The 18,000-nt window shown below is 41.0% G+C and carries 18 protein-coding genes; 10 read left to right on the top strand and 8 right to left on the bottom strand.

The genetic code is table 11. The annotated features are described in order from the left end of the window. The first annotated feature begins 81 nt into the window (after positions 1 to 81). Both H589_RS0103170 and H589_RS0103165 read left to right on the top strand, forming a co-directional pair. On the top strand, positions 82 to 1,245 hold the full coding sequence (locus tag H589_RS0103170) for a lysylphosphatidylglycerol synthase transmembrane domain-containing protein (protein ID WP_027720690.1): 1,164 nt from the start codon (positions 82 to 84) through the stop codon (positions 1,243 to 1,245). 76 nt (positions 1,246 to 1,321) lie between these two features. Further along, complete coding sequence (locus H589_RS0103165; protein ID WP_027720689.1) at positions 1,322 to 2,803, top strand: sigma-54-dependent transcriptional regulator; 1,482 nt, start codon at positions 1,322 to 1,324, stop codon at positions 2,801 to 2,803. A gap of 80 nt (positions 2,804 to 2,883) precedes the next feature. Here the strand turns inward: H589_RS0103165 and H589_RS0103160 are convergent, their stop codons facing one another. The 5 genes from H589_RS0103160 to H589_RS0103140 all read right to left on the bottom strand — a co-directional run bounded on the left by H589_RS0103160 (position 2,884) and on the right by H589_RS0103140 (position 5,613). Next, positions 2,884 to 3,513 (bottom strand): redox-sensing transcriptional repressor Rex, encoded by a 630-nt coding sequence (locus tag H589_RS0103160; RefSeq protein ID WP_027720688.1) that lies wholly within the window; start codon positions 3,511 to 3,513, stop codon positions 2,884 to 2,886. Positions 3,514 to 3,852: 339 nt separating this feature from the next. Continuing rightward, complete coding sequence (gene atpE, locus H589_RS0103155; protein ID WP_027720687.1) at positions 3,853 to 4,176, bottom strand: ATP synthase F0 subunit C; 324 nt, start codon at positions 4,174 to 4,176, stop codon at positions 3,853 to 3,855. A 78-nt stretch (positions 4,177 to 4,254) separates the two neighbouring features. Beyond that, entirely contained in the window at positions 4,255 to 4,941 is a 687-nt protein-coding gene (atpB, locus tag H589_RS0103150; RefSeq protein WP_027720686.1) for a F0F1 ATP synthase subunit A, read from the bottom strand. Positions 4,942 to 4,946: 5 nt separating this feature from the next. Continuing rightward, positions 4,947 to 5,294, bottom strand: a complete 348-nt coding sequence (locus H589_RS0103145) for an ATP synthase subunit I (protein WP_245577030.1) — start codon at positions 5,292 to 5,294, stop codon at positions 4,947 to 4,949. 49 nt (positions 5,295 to 5,343) lie between these two features. Beyond that, the gene (locus H589_RS0103140; protein ID WP_027720684.1) at positions 5,344 to 5,613 is read right to left on the bottom strand and encodes an AtpZ/AtpI family protein; all 270 of its coding nucleotides are present in this window, start codon (positions 5,611 to 5,613) and stop codon (positions 5,344 to 5,346) included. Positions 5,614 to 6,118: 505 nt separating this feature from the next. Between H589_RS0103140 and H589_RS0103130 the strand changes: the two genes are divergently transcribed. The 6 genes from H589_RS0103130 to H589_RS0103105 all read left to right on the top strand — a co-directional run bounded on the left by H589_RS0103130 (position 6,119) and on the right by H589_RS0103105 (position 12,789). After that, complete coding sequence (locus H589_RS0103130; protein ID WP_027720683.1) at positions 6,119 to 8,530, top strand: Lon protease family protein; 2,412 nt, start codon at positions 6,119 to 6,121, stop codon at positions 8,528 to 8,530. Between the two features lie 20 nt (positions 8,531 to 8,550). After that, the gene (locus H589_RS0103125; RefSeq protein ID WP_027720682.1) at positions 8,551 to 9,321 is read left to right on the top strand and encodes a hypothetical protein; all 771 of its coding nucleotides are present in this window, start codon (positions 8,551 to 8,553) and stop codon (positions 9,319 to 9,321) included. Positions 9,322 to 9,377: 56 nt separating this feature from the next. Next, positions 9,378 to 9,860 (top strand): LysM peptidoglycan-binding domain-containing protein, encoded by a 483-nt coding sequence (locus H589_RS0103120; protein WP_027720681.1) that lies wholly within the window; start codon positions 9,378 to 9,380, stop codon positions 9,858 to 9,860. 74 nt (positions 9,861 to 9,934) lie between these two features. Then, a complete protein-coding gene (locus H589_RS19025; protein ID WP_084146833.1) occupies positions 9,935 to 11,269 on the top strand; it encodes an ion channel in 1,335 nt (444 codons plus the stop codon). Next, on the top strand, positions 11,262 to 11,777 hold the full coding sequence (locus tag H589_RS0103110) for a Crp/Fnr family transcriptional regulator (RefSeq protein WP_027720680.1): 516 nt from the start codon (positions 11,262 to 11,264) through the stop codon (positions 11,775 to 11,777). The genes H589_RS19025 and H589_RS0103110 overlap by 8 nt, the downstream gene beginning before the upstream one ends. Before the next feature lie 142 nt (positions 11,778 to 11,919). Beyond that, entirely contained in the window at positions 11,920 to 12,789 is an 870-nt protein-coding gene (locus tag H589_RS0103105) for a septal ring lytic transglycosylase RlpA family protein (protein WP_027720679.1), read from the top strand. A 211-nt stretch (positions 12,790 to 13,000) separates the two neighbouring features. Here H589_RS0103105 and H589_RS0103100 read toward each other — a convergent pair whose 3' ends face one another. Both H589_RS0103100 and H589_RS0103095 read right to left on the bottom strand, forming a co-directional pair. Beyond that, positions 13,001 to 13,291 (bottom strand): integration host factor subunit alpha, encoded by a 291-nt coding sequence (locus tag H589_RS0103100; protein ID WP_027720678.1) that lies wholly within the window; start codon positions 13,289 to 13,291, stop codon positions 13,001 to 13,003. A gap of 119 nt (positions 13,292 to 13,410) precedes the next feature. Next, positions 13,411 to 13,839: an HIT family protein gene (locus H589_RS0103095; protein WP_027720677.1), complete on the bottom strand. Its 429-nt coding sequence runs from the start codon at positions 13,837 to 13,839 to the stop codon at positions 13,411 to 13,413. Between the two features lie 177 nt (positions 13,840 to 14,016). On the opposite strand from H589_RS0103095, the gene H589_RS0103090 reads away from it, so the two are divergent. Further along, on the top strand, positions 14,017 to 15,060 hold the full coding sequence (locus tag H589_RS0103090) for a radical SAM protein (RefSeq protein ID WP_027720676.1): 1,044 nt from the start codon (positions 14,017 to 14,019) through the stop codon (positions 15,058 to 15,060). 258 nt (positions 15,061 to 15,318) lie between these two features. Then, a complete protein-coding gene (locus tag H589_RS0103085; protein ID WP_027720675.1) occupies positions 15,319 to 16,983 on the top strand; it encodes an FAD-dependent oxidoreductase in 1,665 nt (554 codons plus the stop codon). Positions 16,984 to 17,052: 69 nt separating this feature from the next. Here the strand turns inward: H589_RS0103085 and H589_RS0103080 are convergent, their stop codons facing one another. Beyond that, positions 17,053 to 17,937, bottom strand: coding sequence for an alpha/beta fold hydrolase (locus H589_RS0103080; RefSeq protein ID WP_027720674.1), 885 nt, complete (start codon positions 17,935 to 17,937; stop codon positions 17,053 to 17,055). Positions 17,938 to 18,000 lie beyond the last annotated feature (63 nt).

Raw genomic sequence — 18,000 nt, 5'->3', positions numbered from 1 at the left:
TTAAATCAATATAGGAAAGTTCTATTGCATATACAGAGTAATATTTGTAAATGAAGCGAATCAACCTAACCGGAGCACCACTTGAGCTATCCAGAACCAAAAAGAAGTTTTTTTTCAGCACAACTCGCTAATTTTCTTAAAATAACACTTGCAGCATGCTTAATTATCTGGCTGATCAGATCAGGAAGCATACGTTTTGATTATCTAACTGTTTCAAAAGATCATCTTGGTTCTTTCTTGGGTGGAATTTTACTTATTTTTCTAGGTATGAATGTCGGTGCATTTAGGTATAAGGAACTACTAAAAGGAACAGAGATAAGGATTAGTACATACAACAGTCTTAAAATAAATTTTGTAATGTACTTCTTTATTCAGTGCGTGCTCGGCGCTGCCAGTGGGGACATTGCCCGTTTTTTTTATACAGTAAGAGAGACCGGAGAAAAACCCAAAGTAGGAGCCGCCATTATAATTGATCGTATTATAGGCCTCATGGGTCTTTTTGTTTTAGCTGGGATTGGTATCCTTTTTAACTGGGAGACTGTTTTATCATCACCACAATTACAAGTCCTTGTCCCACCTCTGCTAGCGATAATCTATGGCCTGTGGATGTCATCTTTCCTCGGATACCTATCTCTAACACGCAATAAAAAAACTGCAATTACAGTTGGCTCAACATTCTCAGTATTGGTCATACTCATATGCTTGTTTAGCTCCAGTAATTCTATAAAAAACGAAGTCTGGGCTGCTATTTTAATTGCAATTTTTGGTTCCCTCTTAGCCCCTATAGTTGCACCTGAATTATTGCAAGATGGTATTATTTATAAGAATTTTCTTAGTAAAACCAAAATTGGAAGTAAAATAGGAGAGTTCACATCGGCACTGCTATTATACAGAAATAAACCAAAAACGATTATTCTAACTGCGATCTTAACAGCTGTTCAACATATACTACTTATTGTATCACTTTACTTTTTTTCACAATCTCAAAATTTACCTGCAATACCATCATTTAATGAACTCTTCTTTTCAAGCCCTCTAGCTTATCTTGCAGGACTGATTCCTGCCCCTGCAGCAGGACTGGGAGTTAATGAAGCAGCATTCGAAACATTGCTTTCAGCAATCTCAAACCATGTAGTTTATGCCGGCGCTTCCATTTTTCTTATGCAAAGAATATGGATTACTATTTTTTCATTGATAGGGATTCCTTTTCTTATCAGAGATAAGTCAAAAGTTATTGCCACATAACAAAACGTATGTTCAAATACTTATTTATTAACAGTTCTCAATATTTTATTGAATATCTGAATATACGGAATCCCAAATGGCAAAAGTTCTAATCATAGATGATGATCCTTATATCGGCGAACTGCTGGTCAAAATTGCCAGAAACCTTAATCATAGTGGCGAAAATGCACTAACCCTTAAAGAGGGTATGGCTCTTGCCCGTGAAGAACGTTATGATGTCGTATTTCTCGATGTTGTTCTTCCGGATGGTAATGGGCTGGATGCACTTTCGGAGCTGCAACAACTGAATAACACTCCTGAAGTGGTCATAATTACAGCTAAGAGTGACACAAAAGGGGCCGAATTAGCTATTAATTCAGGGGCATGGGATTATATTTCTAAACCGGCAAGCGCAGAAGAATATATGCTACAAATGCGCAGAGTTCTGCAATACCGTCTTGAAAAACAGGCATCACACCCAAAGCTTGGACATCATAATATTGTCGGTCGCTCAATACCTATAATGCGCTGCCTTAATCAGGCTGCTAGGGCTGCTGAAACGCATGTTGGCGTGCTGATACTTGGTGATACAGGTACAGGAAAAGAACTTTTTGCAAAAGCTGTGCATGACAACAGCAGCAGACGTAACAATCCTTTCATAATAGTCGACTGCGCAACCATACCTGAGAATCTCGTAGAGTCGATTCTTTTCGGTCATGAAAAAGGAGCATTTACCAGCGCTGAAAAGTCGCACAAAGGGCTGATTGCCAAAGCTGACGGCGGCACTCTTTTCCTTGATGAAGTTGGAGAACTGCCGCTCCACCTGCAAAAATCTTTTCTCCGCGTTTTACAAGAGCGAACATTCCGGCCTGTGGGCGGGCATGAAGAACTGGAAAGTGATTTCAGGCTGGTCGCTGCAACTAACAGAGACCTTGAAGCATTAGTACAGGCTGGAAGATTTAGACAGGATTTACTTTATAGATTACAAGCGTTTGTAATTGAATTGCCACCTTTACGTCAACGAGCCTCGGATATCCGTATGTTGTCTCGTTACTACTTAAATAAACTGGCAGTTGATTTTGGTGCCAGTCCAATTGCTGTATCGGATGAATTTCTGGATGCGCTGCAGACATACTCATGGCCAGGTAACGTTCGAGAGCTCTTTAATGTACTTGAACAGGTCTTTACTGCAAACAGTGAAGCAGGTGAATTTTTACCGATTCACCTACCGGTCAGACTCCGTATTGCCGCTGCACAGGCATCATTATTACCCCATGCGGAAACCCGTAAGACTTTAACCATAATTAAAGGCAACAAAACTAAAAATATTAAATTGGGAATAGCAGCTTCAGATGTTATAATTCCACCGTATGAGGCACCTGAAACGGATAAATTCCCGCCTCTTAAAGAGTATCGTGAGCAAGCCCTCGAACAGGCTGAAAAACTCTACCTAGAAAGCCTTATTATGCATTGCAAAGCAAATATGACTACAGCAGCGCAAACCTCAGGGCTCTCAGTTTCACGCCTTTATGCTTTACTTAAAAAACACAATATCAAAAAAAAGTTCATACTCAACTAATGCTGTTGTTGCTGCATACAAAATAAAAAAAGGGCCGCAATACAATCATTGCGGCCCTTTTGAATTTGTAAAATTTAAATTTATCCCGCGGAGCTTATATTAAAAGCCACAGAATAAAAGTGATGTGTAAAGTCCACATATTCAACAGGGACTTCTTTAGGAACATCAATTCTTGCCTGAGCAAAATTAACGATTCCCTTAATACCACCATCAACTAAATAATTAGCTGCACGCTGAGCTCTTTCAGGTGGAGTAGTAATTATACCAATCTCAAGACCAAGTTCGTCCACACGCCCTTTTAGCTGTCTGGTACAAACAACTTCAAGTCCTGAAACAATTTCACCTATTTTATACGGATCGCAGTCAAATGCAGCTCGTATGGAAAATCCGCGCAAAGCAAATTCTTTATGGCGCAACAATGCGCGTCCAAGATTGCCAACGCCAACAAGAGCACATCCCCAAACCCGATCAACGCCAAGTGACTGTTTGATTGAGGATATTAATTCATGCACGTAGTAGCCTACTCCGCGCACACCGAATTCACCGAAATAAGCTAGATCCTTTCGAATCTGAGAGGGATTAACCGAGCACGCACGCGCAAGTTTTTCTGAAGAAATAACTTCTACACCATCTCGTTTAAGTCCGGTCAGTACTTGTATATAAACGGCGAGCCTTTTAATTGTCGCCTTTGGAATATTCTGGGTTTTCACTTTGGTTTCCTGTCGTTAACACCATTGCCGGTGTAAAAAGTATAGGTTGGTAGTATAGGCTGCAAGAATATAGGTTTCAAAACCACTCCTAAGAATATGGCTTTATCAACTATAGTCAAATACCGCCTTTCTCCGCCACCTTCCATCTGAAAAGTATATACACTAAAACCCTTACTTTCGGCTACCCCACCATGCCTAAATAATTAATTTATGCAGGGCATTATACTTATTCTCTGTAAAACCCCAATACAGATCTAAAGTATGTGAAAAAATTAACAATAATTTGTTAAAAAAAAGGAGGCCAAAAGGCCTCCTTTAAATATTTCCAAATCCTTAAAACTAACCGATGAGTGGGTTAGCGAAAAGAAGGATGAGGTTAACAACAAGAGCGTAAATGGCGAGTGATTCTACGAATGCCAGACCAAGAATCAGAGTAACAGTGATTTTACCACCAGCTTCGGGGTTACGTGCTGTACCTTCACAAGCTGCTTTCAGACCAAGACCCTGACCGATACCACAACCAGCAGCAGCAATAGCCATACCGATAGCAGTTGCAGTAGCAGTTGCAGAAGCAACTTCAGGAGCTACGCCGGAAGCGAATGCTGCACCAGCAGCGAGAACCAGAGCCATTGTGTTCAGAACGATAAGCAGAGCTTTACGCATTGTAAAATCCTCCAAAAAGTAAGTTTATTTAATTGGTCGCAAGACCATTTCCCCAAATTTAGTCTACCTGACAAATTCCTAGTGAGCTTCTTCCAGAGAACCTTTCAAATAAATCATGGTCAACATGAAGAAAATGAAAGCCTGAATGACCTTTGCCAGCATGAACAAAAAGTACATGGGCAAGGTGGAAACAACAGGAGCAAGCAGGAACAGAAGAACAAGAACGATTTCCTCACCACGGATGTTACCGAACAGACGCAGAGTAAGCGAAAGCGGACGCGATATGTGAGAAACGACTTCAATGATGAACATCAAGGGTGCGAGTGCCGGAATGGGACCCATAAAATGCTTGATGTAGCCGGCGCCGTGAAGTTTGATGCCGACATAGTTGTAGTAGAGAAAAGTACAAACGGCCATAGCCGCATTGGTATTGACGTTCGCAGTAGGAGCGTCAAATCCGGGAACAAGACCCATCAGGTTGAGAATCAAAATGTACACAAAAAGAGTACACATGAAAGGGAAAACTTCGCGTCCACGCTCGCCGATATTGGTGACGACAAAATCTTCCAAGCCCCCGATTATAATCTCGGCGAGGTTCTGCACCCCTCCCGGAACCAGGCTGAGTTTCCTGGAAACTATAAAACCTAAAACAAACAGAACGCTCATGCCGAACCATGTGTACCACACGTGGTTGGGAATATGAGTTCCCAAAGCATGGTTAAGTTCAGACATGATCAATAATGGATGTGGTAAACCTCCAGCCATGATCCTTATGCCTCCTTCACTTTTTGCCGTAACCCGGCTACGCCCCAAAATATCGCATTCACTACTACCGTACTAAGACCTGCCAGAAGAGCATAAATTGAACACTCTCCAAAGACTATAAGTCCGTATAAGGCCAGCCCCGATAAAATAAGCCTACCGTAGAAGCGAATAAGCAAAGACACCACTGCGCCCTTGCGCATATAAGCCAGATGCTGGCCGAATTTAGCCAGCGACCAGAAATTGAACGTAATCAAAACTGTTCCGGCTGCCAGAGCCAGTGCCCAAGGGGCAAACCCGAAAGCTACAGCAGCAAAAAAACATGTTCCGGCAGCAAGATATAATTGATTCCGCACCAAGCTGCATACGTCCGGATGAGTGAAGCCACGCCTGTGGAGGAATGATTCAATCTTCTGATTTATTTTCACTGTAATGAGAACCTTTCCCCTGATCCTTTTTCAGAATTCGCTGCATTTCATCATAAACATTCTTAAAACCGGCAGCTATTCCTAAAAACAAGAAAATAAAAAGAAGCCAAGGCTTCGTACCCAACCACTTATCAAGATACCATCCGGCACCAAACCCTACAAAGGTAGCGGCAACGAGATGGGTTCCCATCGTCGCGGCATTACCGAGAAGATCGAAAACCTCTTTATTCCCTTTAAAGGAGAGCATGTTGCTACTTGTCCTAATGTTATATGAGATGGCCCCGGTACGCAAAGACGACTTTGCGCAAACCTTCACAAGTGAATTCCGTCTAGCACAATCATCAATTAAGAGTCAACGGATTCTTTATCCGTAGCCTCTAGTTTAACTGATTTTTTATCAAAGACCAGCCGACAACTGCACCCCGCAACAAAAAACACTCAAAATTCATAGCCTTGAACCCAGTTATGTGCAACAGCTATTTTGTTTTTGAACGCTTATTCAGCCCTTTTTGCAAGTAAATTTTACTATAATTACATGTAATAATTACAAATATTCATTTGTAAAAAATTTCACAATCAGTAATCTCCATGAATGGTTTAAATTAATAGTCATAACTACGACTAAATTATTATCACATAACAGAAATTCTACGAAAAGAGCTTCACGGCAAGTGACAATTTAACATTAACCAAGTAAAAGCTAGGAAAAGCCTAACCCCAGTAGTTTAAAAGACAGGAAATTTTCAATAAATATGACAGCAAAAGAATTATCCATAAGCAAGTTAAGTTCAAAACAAGACCCTGAAAAAATTCAATTCGAATCTAGTCTTGATATTCCAGAATCAGTTGGTGATTATGACCTCTTCCAGCCGAGAGCTATGCAGGCTTTCCGCATGGCTTTGGCTATCAAGGGAACTTGCCACAATTTATACCTTTCAGGTGAACCAAATCTTGGGCGGAGCTATTTCGCCCGTGAATATTTTCAGCTTAGGGCAGCCACACAACCCACACCTCCGGATCAGCTTTACCTTTACAATTTCGATTATCAGGACCGCCCTATTTCTGTATGTATTCCTGCGGGCAGTGGTAAAGCGTTTAAAAATGCAATGTCTGAAGCTGTTTCTCAGATTAAAGAACAACTGCCAGCCTGGTTTGACCGCGAACCGCATATAAAAGCTTTGGAAGAAATTTCCAGAAATTTTCAGGATGAGCGTGAAGACTTATTCTCTGATATGGAAGAACTTGCTAAAGAACGCGGATTCAATCTGGAAATTGATGACCATGGCGGACTGACCCTGATTCCGCTCATTGAAGGACGCATTCTTAACGACGATGAATTTGAACGTCTTGACCCTGAGCTGCGCAAAACATTACGCAACTCGGCTGATGACCTGCTTGCTGAAGTGACAACAATTTTAAGACGCATCAGTAAAACTGAAGAAGGATTCCGTAAGGATGAACGTAAACTTCATCAGGATTCAGCGGAAGAACTTCTCAAAGATATTTTAACCCCTCTGCATAAAGATTTTTCTCAATTTGAAATTATTAAATCATACCTTGATGATCTTCAAAATGAGTTACTTGATAATATTGACCTCTTCATGGCTAAAGATTCGCAGAATCCGTCTCTGATTCCAGGGCTACAACTTCCTGAATCTTCACCAATGGAAGAACTCTTCGCACGCTTCGAGGTAAACCTGCTGGTTGATAATAGCGAAACTCAGGGAGCCCCTGTAGTCATGGCTGATCACCCTACAGCATTCAACCTGCTCGGCTCTATTGAACGTGAATCTGAAATGGGTGCGCTTTATACTGATTTTACCCTTATTCGTGCAGGATCGATTCACAAAGCAAATCATGGTTTTCTCATTGTATACGCTGACGATATACTTACAACCCCGTCTTCATGGGAAGGCTTACTCCGAGCTCTGCGTACCGGACAGGCTAAAATTGAAGATCCCGGTGACAGTGATCAAGTAAGGACTAAAACGATTGAACCGCAACCAATACCCCTTGACCTTACTGTAATTCTTATAGGCTCTGAAGAGACATACGAGCTGTTACTTTATAATGACGAAAGATTCGGAAAATATTTCAAGTTAAAAGCTCATATGCAGTTAGCTGCGGAGCGTAATATTGCAAACGTTAAATGCTTCATTCAGGTACTTGGTAAAATTATTAAAGAATCTGAATTGCTCCCATTTGAACGAACTTCACTTGCCAGAATAGTAGATTACTCCAGCAGACTCTCCGAAGACCAGAAAAGGCTTTCGCTGCGTATTCCGCTAGTAAAAGAAGTCATGGTTGAAGCTTCAGCTCTTGCAAGGCTTGACGGTAAATCAATTGTAGACCTTGCTTCTCTTGAAGAAGCCATATCCATGCGCGATTTCCGCTCTAATCTTTATGAAGATGAATTCATGACTGAGTATGACCGTGAAGTAATCAAAGTTGAAACTTCCGGCGAAGGAGTAGGTAGAGCAAACGGTCTTTCCGTAACCCTGTTCGGGAACTATGAATTCGGTCTTCCGCACCAGATTTCATGCACCGTAGGGGTCGGTCATGGCGGCATTCTTGACCTTGAACGAGAAGCGCGCATGGGGGGACCTATCCATACCAAAGGCATGATGATTATTAAAAGTTATCTTGTAGGACTATTTGCACAGGATAAACCGATAGTACTAACTGGAAGCCTCTGTTTTGAACAAAGCTATGCCGGTATTGAAGGAGACTCTGCATCAGGTGCAGAGCTTGCAGCTCTACTTTCCGCCATTTCCGGCGTACCTATTAAATTTGACTACGCTTTTACAGGTGCTGTAAGCCAGTCTGGAACAATCATGGCCGTAGGCGGGGTTAACCGTAAGATTGAAGGTTATTTTGAAGTATGCCGGCGCCGTGGATTTAATGGCAAACAAGGTGTTCTCATACCAGCCGACAATGTGGTAAACCTCATGCTTAGAAGCGATGTCGTAGATGCTGTAGAACAGGGTAAATTTCATATATATCCCATCAAAACCATCGAAGAAGCAATGCAGATTCTGACCGGAGTAAAAGCTGGAAGCAAAGGTAAAAACGGAAAATTTCCCGCAGGTACAATTTATCGTAAAGTAGATGACAGACTTGCAGAAATGGCCAAACTTGCCAGCTCTGCAGAATGTAAAAAGTAAATTTTAAGTAGGAAGAACCGATGTCCAAATCATGGATAAAGGAAAAAAGACCGGAGTTTATCCGGGACACATTCAGAGACTTCTGCCTTGCCGGAAGTGCCCTTGAAGAGCAGTTCGAAACGTTTGACCGAGAATGTAGTGTCAGCTTCGAAGTTCTCAACGATCTTATCGGCAGCAATATGCACAAGGGGCTGCTCTGGCGGTTAAAAGATACTGCCCATCTACTTTTCCGCCACGAAGAGGAAAACCATATATCGGGAAGATTTCTCGACTGGGGTATGGGCTACATTTTTCACGAAGCATTTAAATTGCGTGAAGACTCATACCAAAATCTCAACTATGCACCATTATTTTCAAACCTGCGTGGACAGGATATGACCCTTCCTGAATCACTGATAGGCCAAGACTTCGTGCAGGTAGTTGAACAGACAGAAGAAAGTATGGAACGTGAAATAAGCCGCATCAGATTTATCATATCCAGATGCAGGAAACTGTTCCCAATATATCTCTGTAATCATAGTGATAACTCTTTACTTGGAAGATTACTTTTTTCGCAGAATATGCTTATTCGTGAAGTTTTTCGTGAAGAATATCAAAATCTTATTGACACTATCTACGGAGATGAGCCGGAAATGCTTTATGTACATGCATCAAGAAGCCTGCGCCTTGGCGGATGGATGAAAAAAGCAGTTGAAGCAACTCAGCATGCATATAAATTAAACCCTAAAAGTCCCAAAGTGTTGCAAGAAAAAGAAATTGTTGATAACTGGACAAAAACAGTTAGAATATAACCTGTAGAAAATGTGTATCCAAACTAAATTTTAATAATGTGAGGAGGCCTTTAAAAATGAAGAAACTTATCTGGCTTGCAATTGCCTTCAGCCTGATGTTCGCGTGGGGATGTGCTAAAAAACAGATTCCTCAGGATGACGTTGTTGTCGTTGAAGAAACCAAAGTTGTTGTCGTTGAAGAAGAACCTGTCGTCGAAGTTGTTCCTCCGACTCCTATGGAAATTTATGAAAGTGAATATAAAAAACTGCCCACTTCACACGTAGTTACAAAAGGTGAATGTCTGTGGTGGATTGCTGAATATCAGCAGGTATACAACGATCCTTTCATGTGGCCTCTTATTTATAAAGCCAACAGGGATATCATCAAAAACCCTGATCTCATTTACGCAGGACAGACTCTTGAAGTTCCCCGCACAGGTTACAGCCTTGAAGAAGTAAAAGAATCCCGCAAGAAAGCCGGTGCTTCTTGGAAGACTCTTGAGCCTAAACAAGATGCTGTTGTTCCCGGTGAAATGAAAGCAGCTCTCGGCTATTTGTAGAAATACAAATTCATTTTGTTTCTAAAGCCCGCCCTCTCATTTGGAGAAGGCGGGCTTTCCTTTTTTTATTTCTCTTGAAACATGCTGTTACTAGAGGCTATAGTTTAACTTTCATTGACGAACCAAGTGAGCATACCAAATATTGTGCTCATTGCTACTTCCAGCTTGCATACTTTCTAATTCCAAACTCAATCAGCTTTGACATTACACCTGCTATAAAAGTTTTAGAATTCCAGAAAGTGTGTCGGAGGCATCTTCTTATGAAATATACAGAATGGCTCAAATCCGGTTTAGGCAAGCTGGTCATTGCCACAGCATTACTACTATTGCTCAGCACAATGGGTTTCTACTGGCTGGAACTTAAAGGTAATGAGAATGCTCAAATTTCTAATGCCTTTTGGTGGTCAATTGTAACACTGACCACAGTTGGTTACGGAGATATGGTACCAGCAACCATTCCAGGTCGAATCCTTGGCGGGCTTGTTATGATATCAGGTATTGGTCTGGTAACATCTTTAACAGGTAACATGGCTTCCATGCTGGTTGAACAGAAAGCCAAAAAACGTAAGGGGCTTTTAACAGTGAAAATCAGCGATCATGTAATTCTATTGGGCTGGAATGACTATGCCTTCGGACTCATTGAATCTCTACGAGATCAAAGCTCGCAGAAAAATTTTAATCTTGTCATAGTAAGCAACCTGGACCAGCAACAACGAGATGAAATTTCATTCCGTCTTGAAATCGGGGATAAACTACATTTTGTAAGCGGGGACATAAGTCAGGCTAATATCATTTCGCGATCTAACCCTGAAATGGCGCGAATAGTCTATGTACTTTGCCAAGGAGGACTTGATGCTAAGGAGTCAGATCAACAGGCTATTTATGCTGTGCTGGCTTTACGGACTCTTGCTCCTAAGGTTCCAGTATATGCTGAAATAGCTAAACAGGAAAATAAAGAACATCTGCTACGGGCTGGAGCAAATGAAATTATTGTACGCGGAGAAATAGCCAGCCGTATGATGGGCATGATGGGTATAAGCCCTTCAATGTGGTCATTTTTTAGAAATCTGCTTGGAATTGGAAATTCAGGAAGTCTTCAATTTAGGCCCTGCACTTCTGATGATAAAAATAAAAACTGGGGAGAACTCACATCTGAAATTCGTAAATCTGACGGAACACTTCCAGTTGCTGCCTGTAAACTGGGTAAAGATTTATCACTGCAAGATGTAATGGATGAGGGATCAGCGCTGGATCAATTCATCATGGAGCTTTTTAAGAATTCAGGACAGGACACCTCTCTTGGTGTACAAGGCCCAGAAGTAAAGATGAACCCATCAGATAATGAACCTATGGCACAGTATGATGCGCTGCTGACCATAAGCTCCGGTGGAGGCTCTGAGCATGAATGATTACTGGAAATCCATACCTCTGTTTCAAGACCTGACTGCTGAAGAACTTGTCGAAGTTAGATCCATTTTTGCCAACATCTCCGTTACGTCAGACACAAACCTGATAACTGAAGGTGATGAAGGTGATGAAATGTTCATCCTCATAAATGGAAAAGTTCGTATCAGTAAACATATGTTAATTGAAGGCATGAATATTCCTCTCACTGAAATGAAAAATCCATGTAAGGTTCTGGCAAATCTTGACAACAGCAGCTATCCGGTCTTTGGAGAGATTGCTCTTATTGACCGTGATCAACGCTCTGCAACAGTACTGGTTGTTGAAGACTCCGAATTTCTGGTCACCGATAGGCTTAAATTTTTTGAACTTATAGAAAGACATCCAGCCATTGGATGTAAACTTCTAATGACTATCGGGAAAAGATTGGCTTCAACAGTTCGCCGCAGTAACAATGAATTGGTTAAACTGACAACGGCTCTGGCCCTGGCTCTCTCACGAAGTAATAGATAAAGACGCAGTTATTGAAATTAAAATTTATAAAACATGCATGTTATAACTCTCTCAACTGGACTTTAATGCCTGCACCAACTATGGAAGGATGATCATTTGTCTTTAAATGGTACTATATCATTCTGGTATGCTGGAGGTTATTATGTCAAAATTTTTAGTTATGGTTTCTGCTATCCTGCTCATTTTTTCAGCAGGGTGTGCAAAAAAAAGAATTTATTCTACCCCGCCATTGAAGCAGCACAAAGTTCAGAGACAAGATTCTCCCAACACGGTTAAACCCGTTCTCAAAACTGATCCATATTCAGTGAATGGGGAGACCTACGTACCTCACCTGACATCAAAAGGTTACAAAGCTCAAGGACTGGCTTCATGGTATGGGGATGATTTTCACGGCAAAACCACTGCAAACGGCGAAACCTATAATATGTACGCTATGACTGCAGCCCACCGCACCCTTCCCATGGGAACCATGCTCGAAGTTACTGACCGTGATAACGGAAAAAAAGTAATTGTACGTGTCAATGACCGCGGTCCTTTTGCTGATACTGACCAAAGAATTATAGATCTTTCTTACTCTGCCGCAGCAAAACTCGGAATTGTTAATAAAGGACTTACCCCCGTTGAACTTCGCGCCATTGACGATGTAAACGTTGAACCAGTTGCAGCAAGTGCCATTACATCTAATACAGCTGCTCCAGCCGAAGAAGCTGTCATTGCAGAAACAGTTCAGGCTGATCCAGAAGCAGAACAAATTATGATAACCGAAACAGCCACGGCACAAGAACACTACTTCGTTCAAGTAGGTTCTTTCACTGAGCGTGACCGAGCAACTTCGGTCCTTGAATCACTGCGCAATCAAGGCTATAAAGAATCACGTTTGGTAGAGATTGAAGTGAACGGACAGAAATATTTTAGAGTTCAGGCCGGATACTTTTTCAATCTTCCTGCAGCTGAAGTTGCACAAACAGAACTCAGCACCGAATTCGGCGAAATATTTATTGTTACCGAGTAAACTGATTTGCTTCCTTAAAAAAATGGCTCCAAAGCTTAAGCTTTAGAGCCATTTTTAATTTCTATTAAATCTATACTAAGAATTTTAAAGCAAGCCTCTTTAACAACAGGTATAGGGTCCAGAACAGCTGTCCAGGACCCTTATTCAACTGCAAAAGAAGATTAATCAACAATCAGATCATATTTGCTGCAAATCAAGCTAAAAAATATTTCTAGCCATTCAGCTCAGATCTGAACTTACGAGAAAGTCTGAAAACAACAACTTTGCGTGCAGGCAAAGTTATGGCTTCATTAGTTTGAGGATTACGTCCCTTACGAGAATTTTTATCGTACGCTTCAAACTTTCCAAAACCGCTGACCAGCATAGCATGGTCTCTTTTCACTGCCTGCTTCATGATATCCAGAATGGATTCAACCAGCTCTTTGATTTCAGCTCTGTTCCGGTCAGTCTTCTCGTAGATGTAATCAACAACGCTGGCTTTAGTGAGTGTGTCGTTAGCCATTTCCTTTCCTCCGTTGTCCCCGGCCCTGGGGTCAGGGGCGGCGGGTTTAAAGTTATCCACTAACGAGTTTGTCTCGAAAGCGGCGAATCAGGTAAGGCGTTATCGTAAAGAATAAATAATTAATTTATTCCCTTTATCATCTTTTCAATCTTTTGAGCAAGAGCCATTGCTTCATCCATATTTTTATATTCGCTCTGGTCCCAATGCTTGAGTCCATCTTCGTTAAAACGGGGAATGAGATGCAAATGAGCATGGAAGACAAGTTGTCCTGCAGCCTCATTATTATTCATTATAAGATTAAGCCCGTCAGCACCGGTAGCCTTAACAATGGAATCTCCTGCAATCTGAGCAGCTGAAATGATTTCCTTACCTAAATCAGATGGAAGGTCCCAAATATTTTTATAGTGTTCCTTAGGAATAATTAAGGCATGCCCTTTATTTACAGGTCCGATATCTAAGAAACTAAGTATCTGATCTGTTTCATAAATTTTAAAGCAAGGAATCTCGCCTGATACAATTTTACAAAAAATACAGTCCTGATTGTTCATAACAAAGTATAATTGGTATTCTAAAGTTGCATGTTATATAAAATAGACATAATGCCCATAAGATCTTTCAAGGATACTGTTTTACTTAATATTTACCCGACCATTTTTTTTTAATCAAGCTAATTTATTAAATAAAGATATGATTCACATAATTTTTGTACAAATTCTGAGCCAGAAATGAGTAATTTTATTTTCAAACACCCTGAACCGGAGCGACCTAAAACTCGCATCTGGCCAGTATTTATGCCCTTTATGGGATGTCCATCACGCTGTGTTTATTGCTCTCAAAACAGACAAACTGGTACAGGGGCTAAGACATTAAGCGAGATATATCAAGATATTAAGATTCAAATACCTTCTTTTTTTGCTGAAAAAGAACGTGAACCTATGGAACTTGCCTTTTTTGGAGGCACATTCACAGCTCTTCCATATGACTGGCAGATGCGATTTATAAGACTTGCAGCTAAGTTTAAAGAAAACGGATTTATTACGAAAGTAAGGTTTTCCACGAGACCAGACTATATAAACACCACGCAACTGCTAGAACTTAAAAACATTGGCCTTGATATGGTTGAACTGGGAATTCAAAGTTTTTCTGCACAAACATTAAAACGTTCAGCCCGTAATTATAGCCCAGAAACAGCTGTCACAGCATGTGAAAAAGTCCATTATACAGGTCTTTCATTAACCATTCAGCTTCTTCCCGGACTCCCAGGTTCTGAGGCAGGTGATTTTCAGCAAGACATTAGTAGAACACTAGAACTGAAACCAAGTGCAGTCAGAATTTATCCCTGCCTGACAGTTAGAGGGACAGCACTGGAAAAACTTTACAAAGCTGGAAAATATAAACCATGGCCTCTTGAATATACTGAAGATGAACTGGCTATGGCTTTAATCAGATTGTGGGCACAAAAAATTCATGTCATCCGTTTAGGGGTTGCTCCTGAATCCGGTATGCAAGAAAATATTATTGCCGGTCCTTCTCACCCTGCACTTGGCCAGACAGCCAGATCAAAAGCTCTCTATATCCATTTATGCTCAAAAATGTCTCTGCTGGGTGCTAAACCCATGAAATTAACGATACCAAACAAATATTCTGGAGAATTCTGGGGACACAAAGGAAGTCTAAAACCATTATATAAAATGATTGGTATAACACCGGACATGGTTCAATTTGACAATGGTAACTTCTTTCGTATGCTTAGTAACATACTTTTATAATGAGAATTCTCTTTTTTTTAGTAACTATTCCTGATAAGACTGACTCCGAATAGAAGGGAAAGACAACTTTTTTATCTTCCCTCTTTCCCCAAAGTAAAAAATAAGTCATATTTAAGCAGTAACTTAATTTTTAATATTTCTGTTTTTATATAAGACTACGGTTTTATAATTTTTGCCATTCTAAACCCGTTTTTTAAAGCGGGTATTCCTTGAGAAAATTACTAGAAAAGAAATAAGAAGAAATGCTAGGAGATAAAAATGAGCTCACTTAGTGCTGAAGAAAAATATCGTAATTTCATCCCCGATGAAAGCCGTGAATACCTTGAAAAAATTTTCGCCTCTTTTAAAAATAACGTAATCATTGAAGTGTACACAGAAAAAGGCCCGCATGATGAATACAATGAATTCACAATTAATCTTTGCCGGGCAATTGATGTCCTTACTGATAAAATTGAGCTTCGTGAATATGAAATGAGCAGCGAGATGGGTAAAAAACGCAATATTATTGCCTCACCAACTGTACTTATCTCACCTGATAAATATGATATTCGCTTCCTTGGTGCTCCAGCCGGAGAAGAAGGACGTGCCATTGTAGAAGCATTGCATCTGGCTTCCATGGGGCTGGAAGTAATTTCTGAAACAACCAAAGAACTCTTATCTGCACTGACTGAAGAAAGGCGTATTAAAATTTTCTCAAGCCCTACATGTCCATACTGCCCAGGACAGGCGATAAATGCATTTAAAGCTGCAATTGCAAGACCTGATAAAATCTCATCATGGTGCATTTCCACACTCGATAACGAAAATATGGCCAGAGAATACAATGTAGGGTCTGTCCCTCATACTGACATAAACGATGCCGCAACATTTAAAGGACTTGAACCCGAAGAAAAATTTATGTCCCAACTTCTGTATATGAAATCTCTCGAAAAAATCCTTGATGAGCAAAAAAAACAAAAGAAAAAAACAGAAGAAACACCCTCTGAAGAAATAGATCTCGTTATCATAGGTGGCGGACCAGCCGGTATGAGTGCTGGAATTTACGCTAAAAGAAGTGGTCTGAGCTGTATAATTTTGGAAAAACAAGGTATTGGCGGCCAGGTAGCTCTAACTCCAAAAGTTGAAAATTATCCCGGATTTACAAATATACAAGGATTTGAGCTGGTAGAAATCCTAGCAACTCATGCGCGCGAATATACTGAAATACACCAATTTGCTGAAGTACGTGATATTAAATATGGTCCAAGAATAGAAATTACTACCGATGAAAAAATATATCATGCAAAAGGGGTGATGCTTGCAACCGGTGTTAACGTTCGCATGTTGAGAGTTCCCGGTGAAGATAAATTCTACGGACACGGAGTAAGCTATTGCGCCACATGTGACGGGAATTTTTTTAAAGGTGGCAAGGCCATTATCGTTGGCGGCGGAAACACTGCACTAACCGATGCTCTGCACCTTAAACACCTTAACGCTGAAGTTACAATTGTTCATCGCCGTGACAATTTCCGAGCTGAGCAGGTTTTGCAGGACTCCGTAAAGAATGCGGGAATTGAAGTAATTTGGAACAGTGAAGTAACTGAAATAATAGGTGAAGATCAGGTTGAATCTGCACGAATAAAAAATAAAGACGGCAATGAAATTGTGAAAGATACAGATGTTGTCTTTGTCGCCATCGGGCATACAGCCAACACCGATCTAGCGAAAAAGCTCGGTGTTGAACTACGCCCGGACGGATTTATAAAAGTTGACCCCGCCCAGCGGACCAATGTTGAAAGAGTATACGCAGCTGGTGATGTTACCGGAGGGGTCCGCCAGATTATTACCGCAACCGGACAAGGCGCAGCCGCTGCACTAACAGCCTTTGATGATTTTACCAGACTCTATTCCGAGTCGACAGAAAAACCTAAGAACATTTGGTAAAAACTTTATTTAAAACAATTAAAGGCCGTAATTCTGAATCAGAATTACGGCCATATTTTATTATTGTCTCTAGTTGAGCAACATATCTTCATTCACGCCTAAAAAAGTAGATATGGTACGGGCGAGACTTTGCGGGTCCTGATACATCAGCCAATGCTTTGCATTCTTGAACCGGACCAGCCAAGAACCGTTTATTTTTCGAACCATCTCCAAACTAAGCTTTCCGGGTAAAATGTCATCTTCTGTACCTGAAACAATCAATGTATCCCTTTGCAATATACTCAGGCGATCACAGGTACCAGCCCAGTTCATCATCGCATCAGCCTGCGCCTTTATCGTCTCCATGTTAACAGCCGCAGCAGGACGTGGCAGTCTGGAAATGGCATCAGGGTGCTTCACAAGCCAAGGCTTTGAAAAGAAGTGACTAAGCAGTTCTTTTGTATCCATACCCATTAAATTACGGGTTGTTTCGGCAACAGAAACGGCGTCGCAAGATGTTCCCATTAAAATAAGCTTATCTACTATTTCAGGATGATTCAAAGCCAGTTCCTGTGCAATCAAACCGCCCATGGACCACCCCAGTACATGCACTTTTTCATACCCTAAAGCATCAACAATTCCGGCACCATCCTCTGCCATTCTTTTAATGGTTATGCCTTTCGTACCATACGATGATCCGCCAACACCACGATTATCATAAATTATCACAGTATATTTTCTTGCGAGTTCTTTTATTAAAGACACGTCCCATAAATCCATTGTCCCGGCAAATCCCATAATCATCAGCAACGGTTCCCCCTGACCGAAAGTACGATACGAAAGATCCACGTCACCTACGGAGACATGCCTTGCAGGCAGGGAAGCAAGATTGTCAGCTCTATCAAGGGCTGCATCATGAACACACCCTTGAGCAAGTAACATAATGCCAAACAGGAAATAGAAAAAACGGCGCATAAACTATCCTATTGTTTTTATATAATCAGTCATTATAACCTCTCTACGCAAAAAAGCACCAAT

The organism is Maridesulfovibrio zosterae DSM 11974 (genome assembly GCF_000425265.1).
Taxonomy (GTDB): Bacteria; Desulfobacterota; Desulfovibrionia; order Desulfovibrionales; family Desulfovibrionaceae; genus Maridesulfovibrio; species Maridesulfovibrio zosterae.
This window is presented reverse-complemented; position numbering and strand designations above follow the sequence as displayed.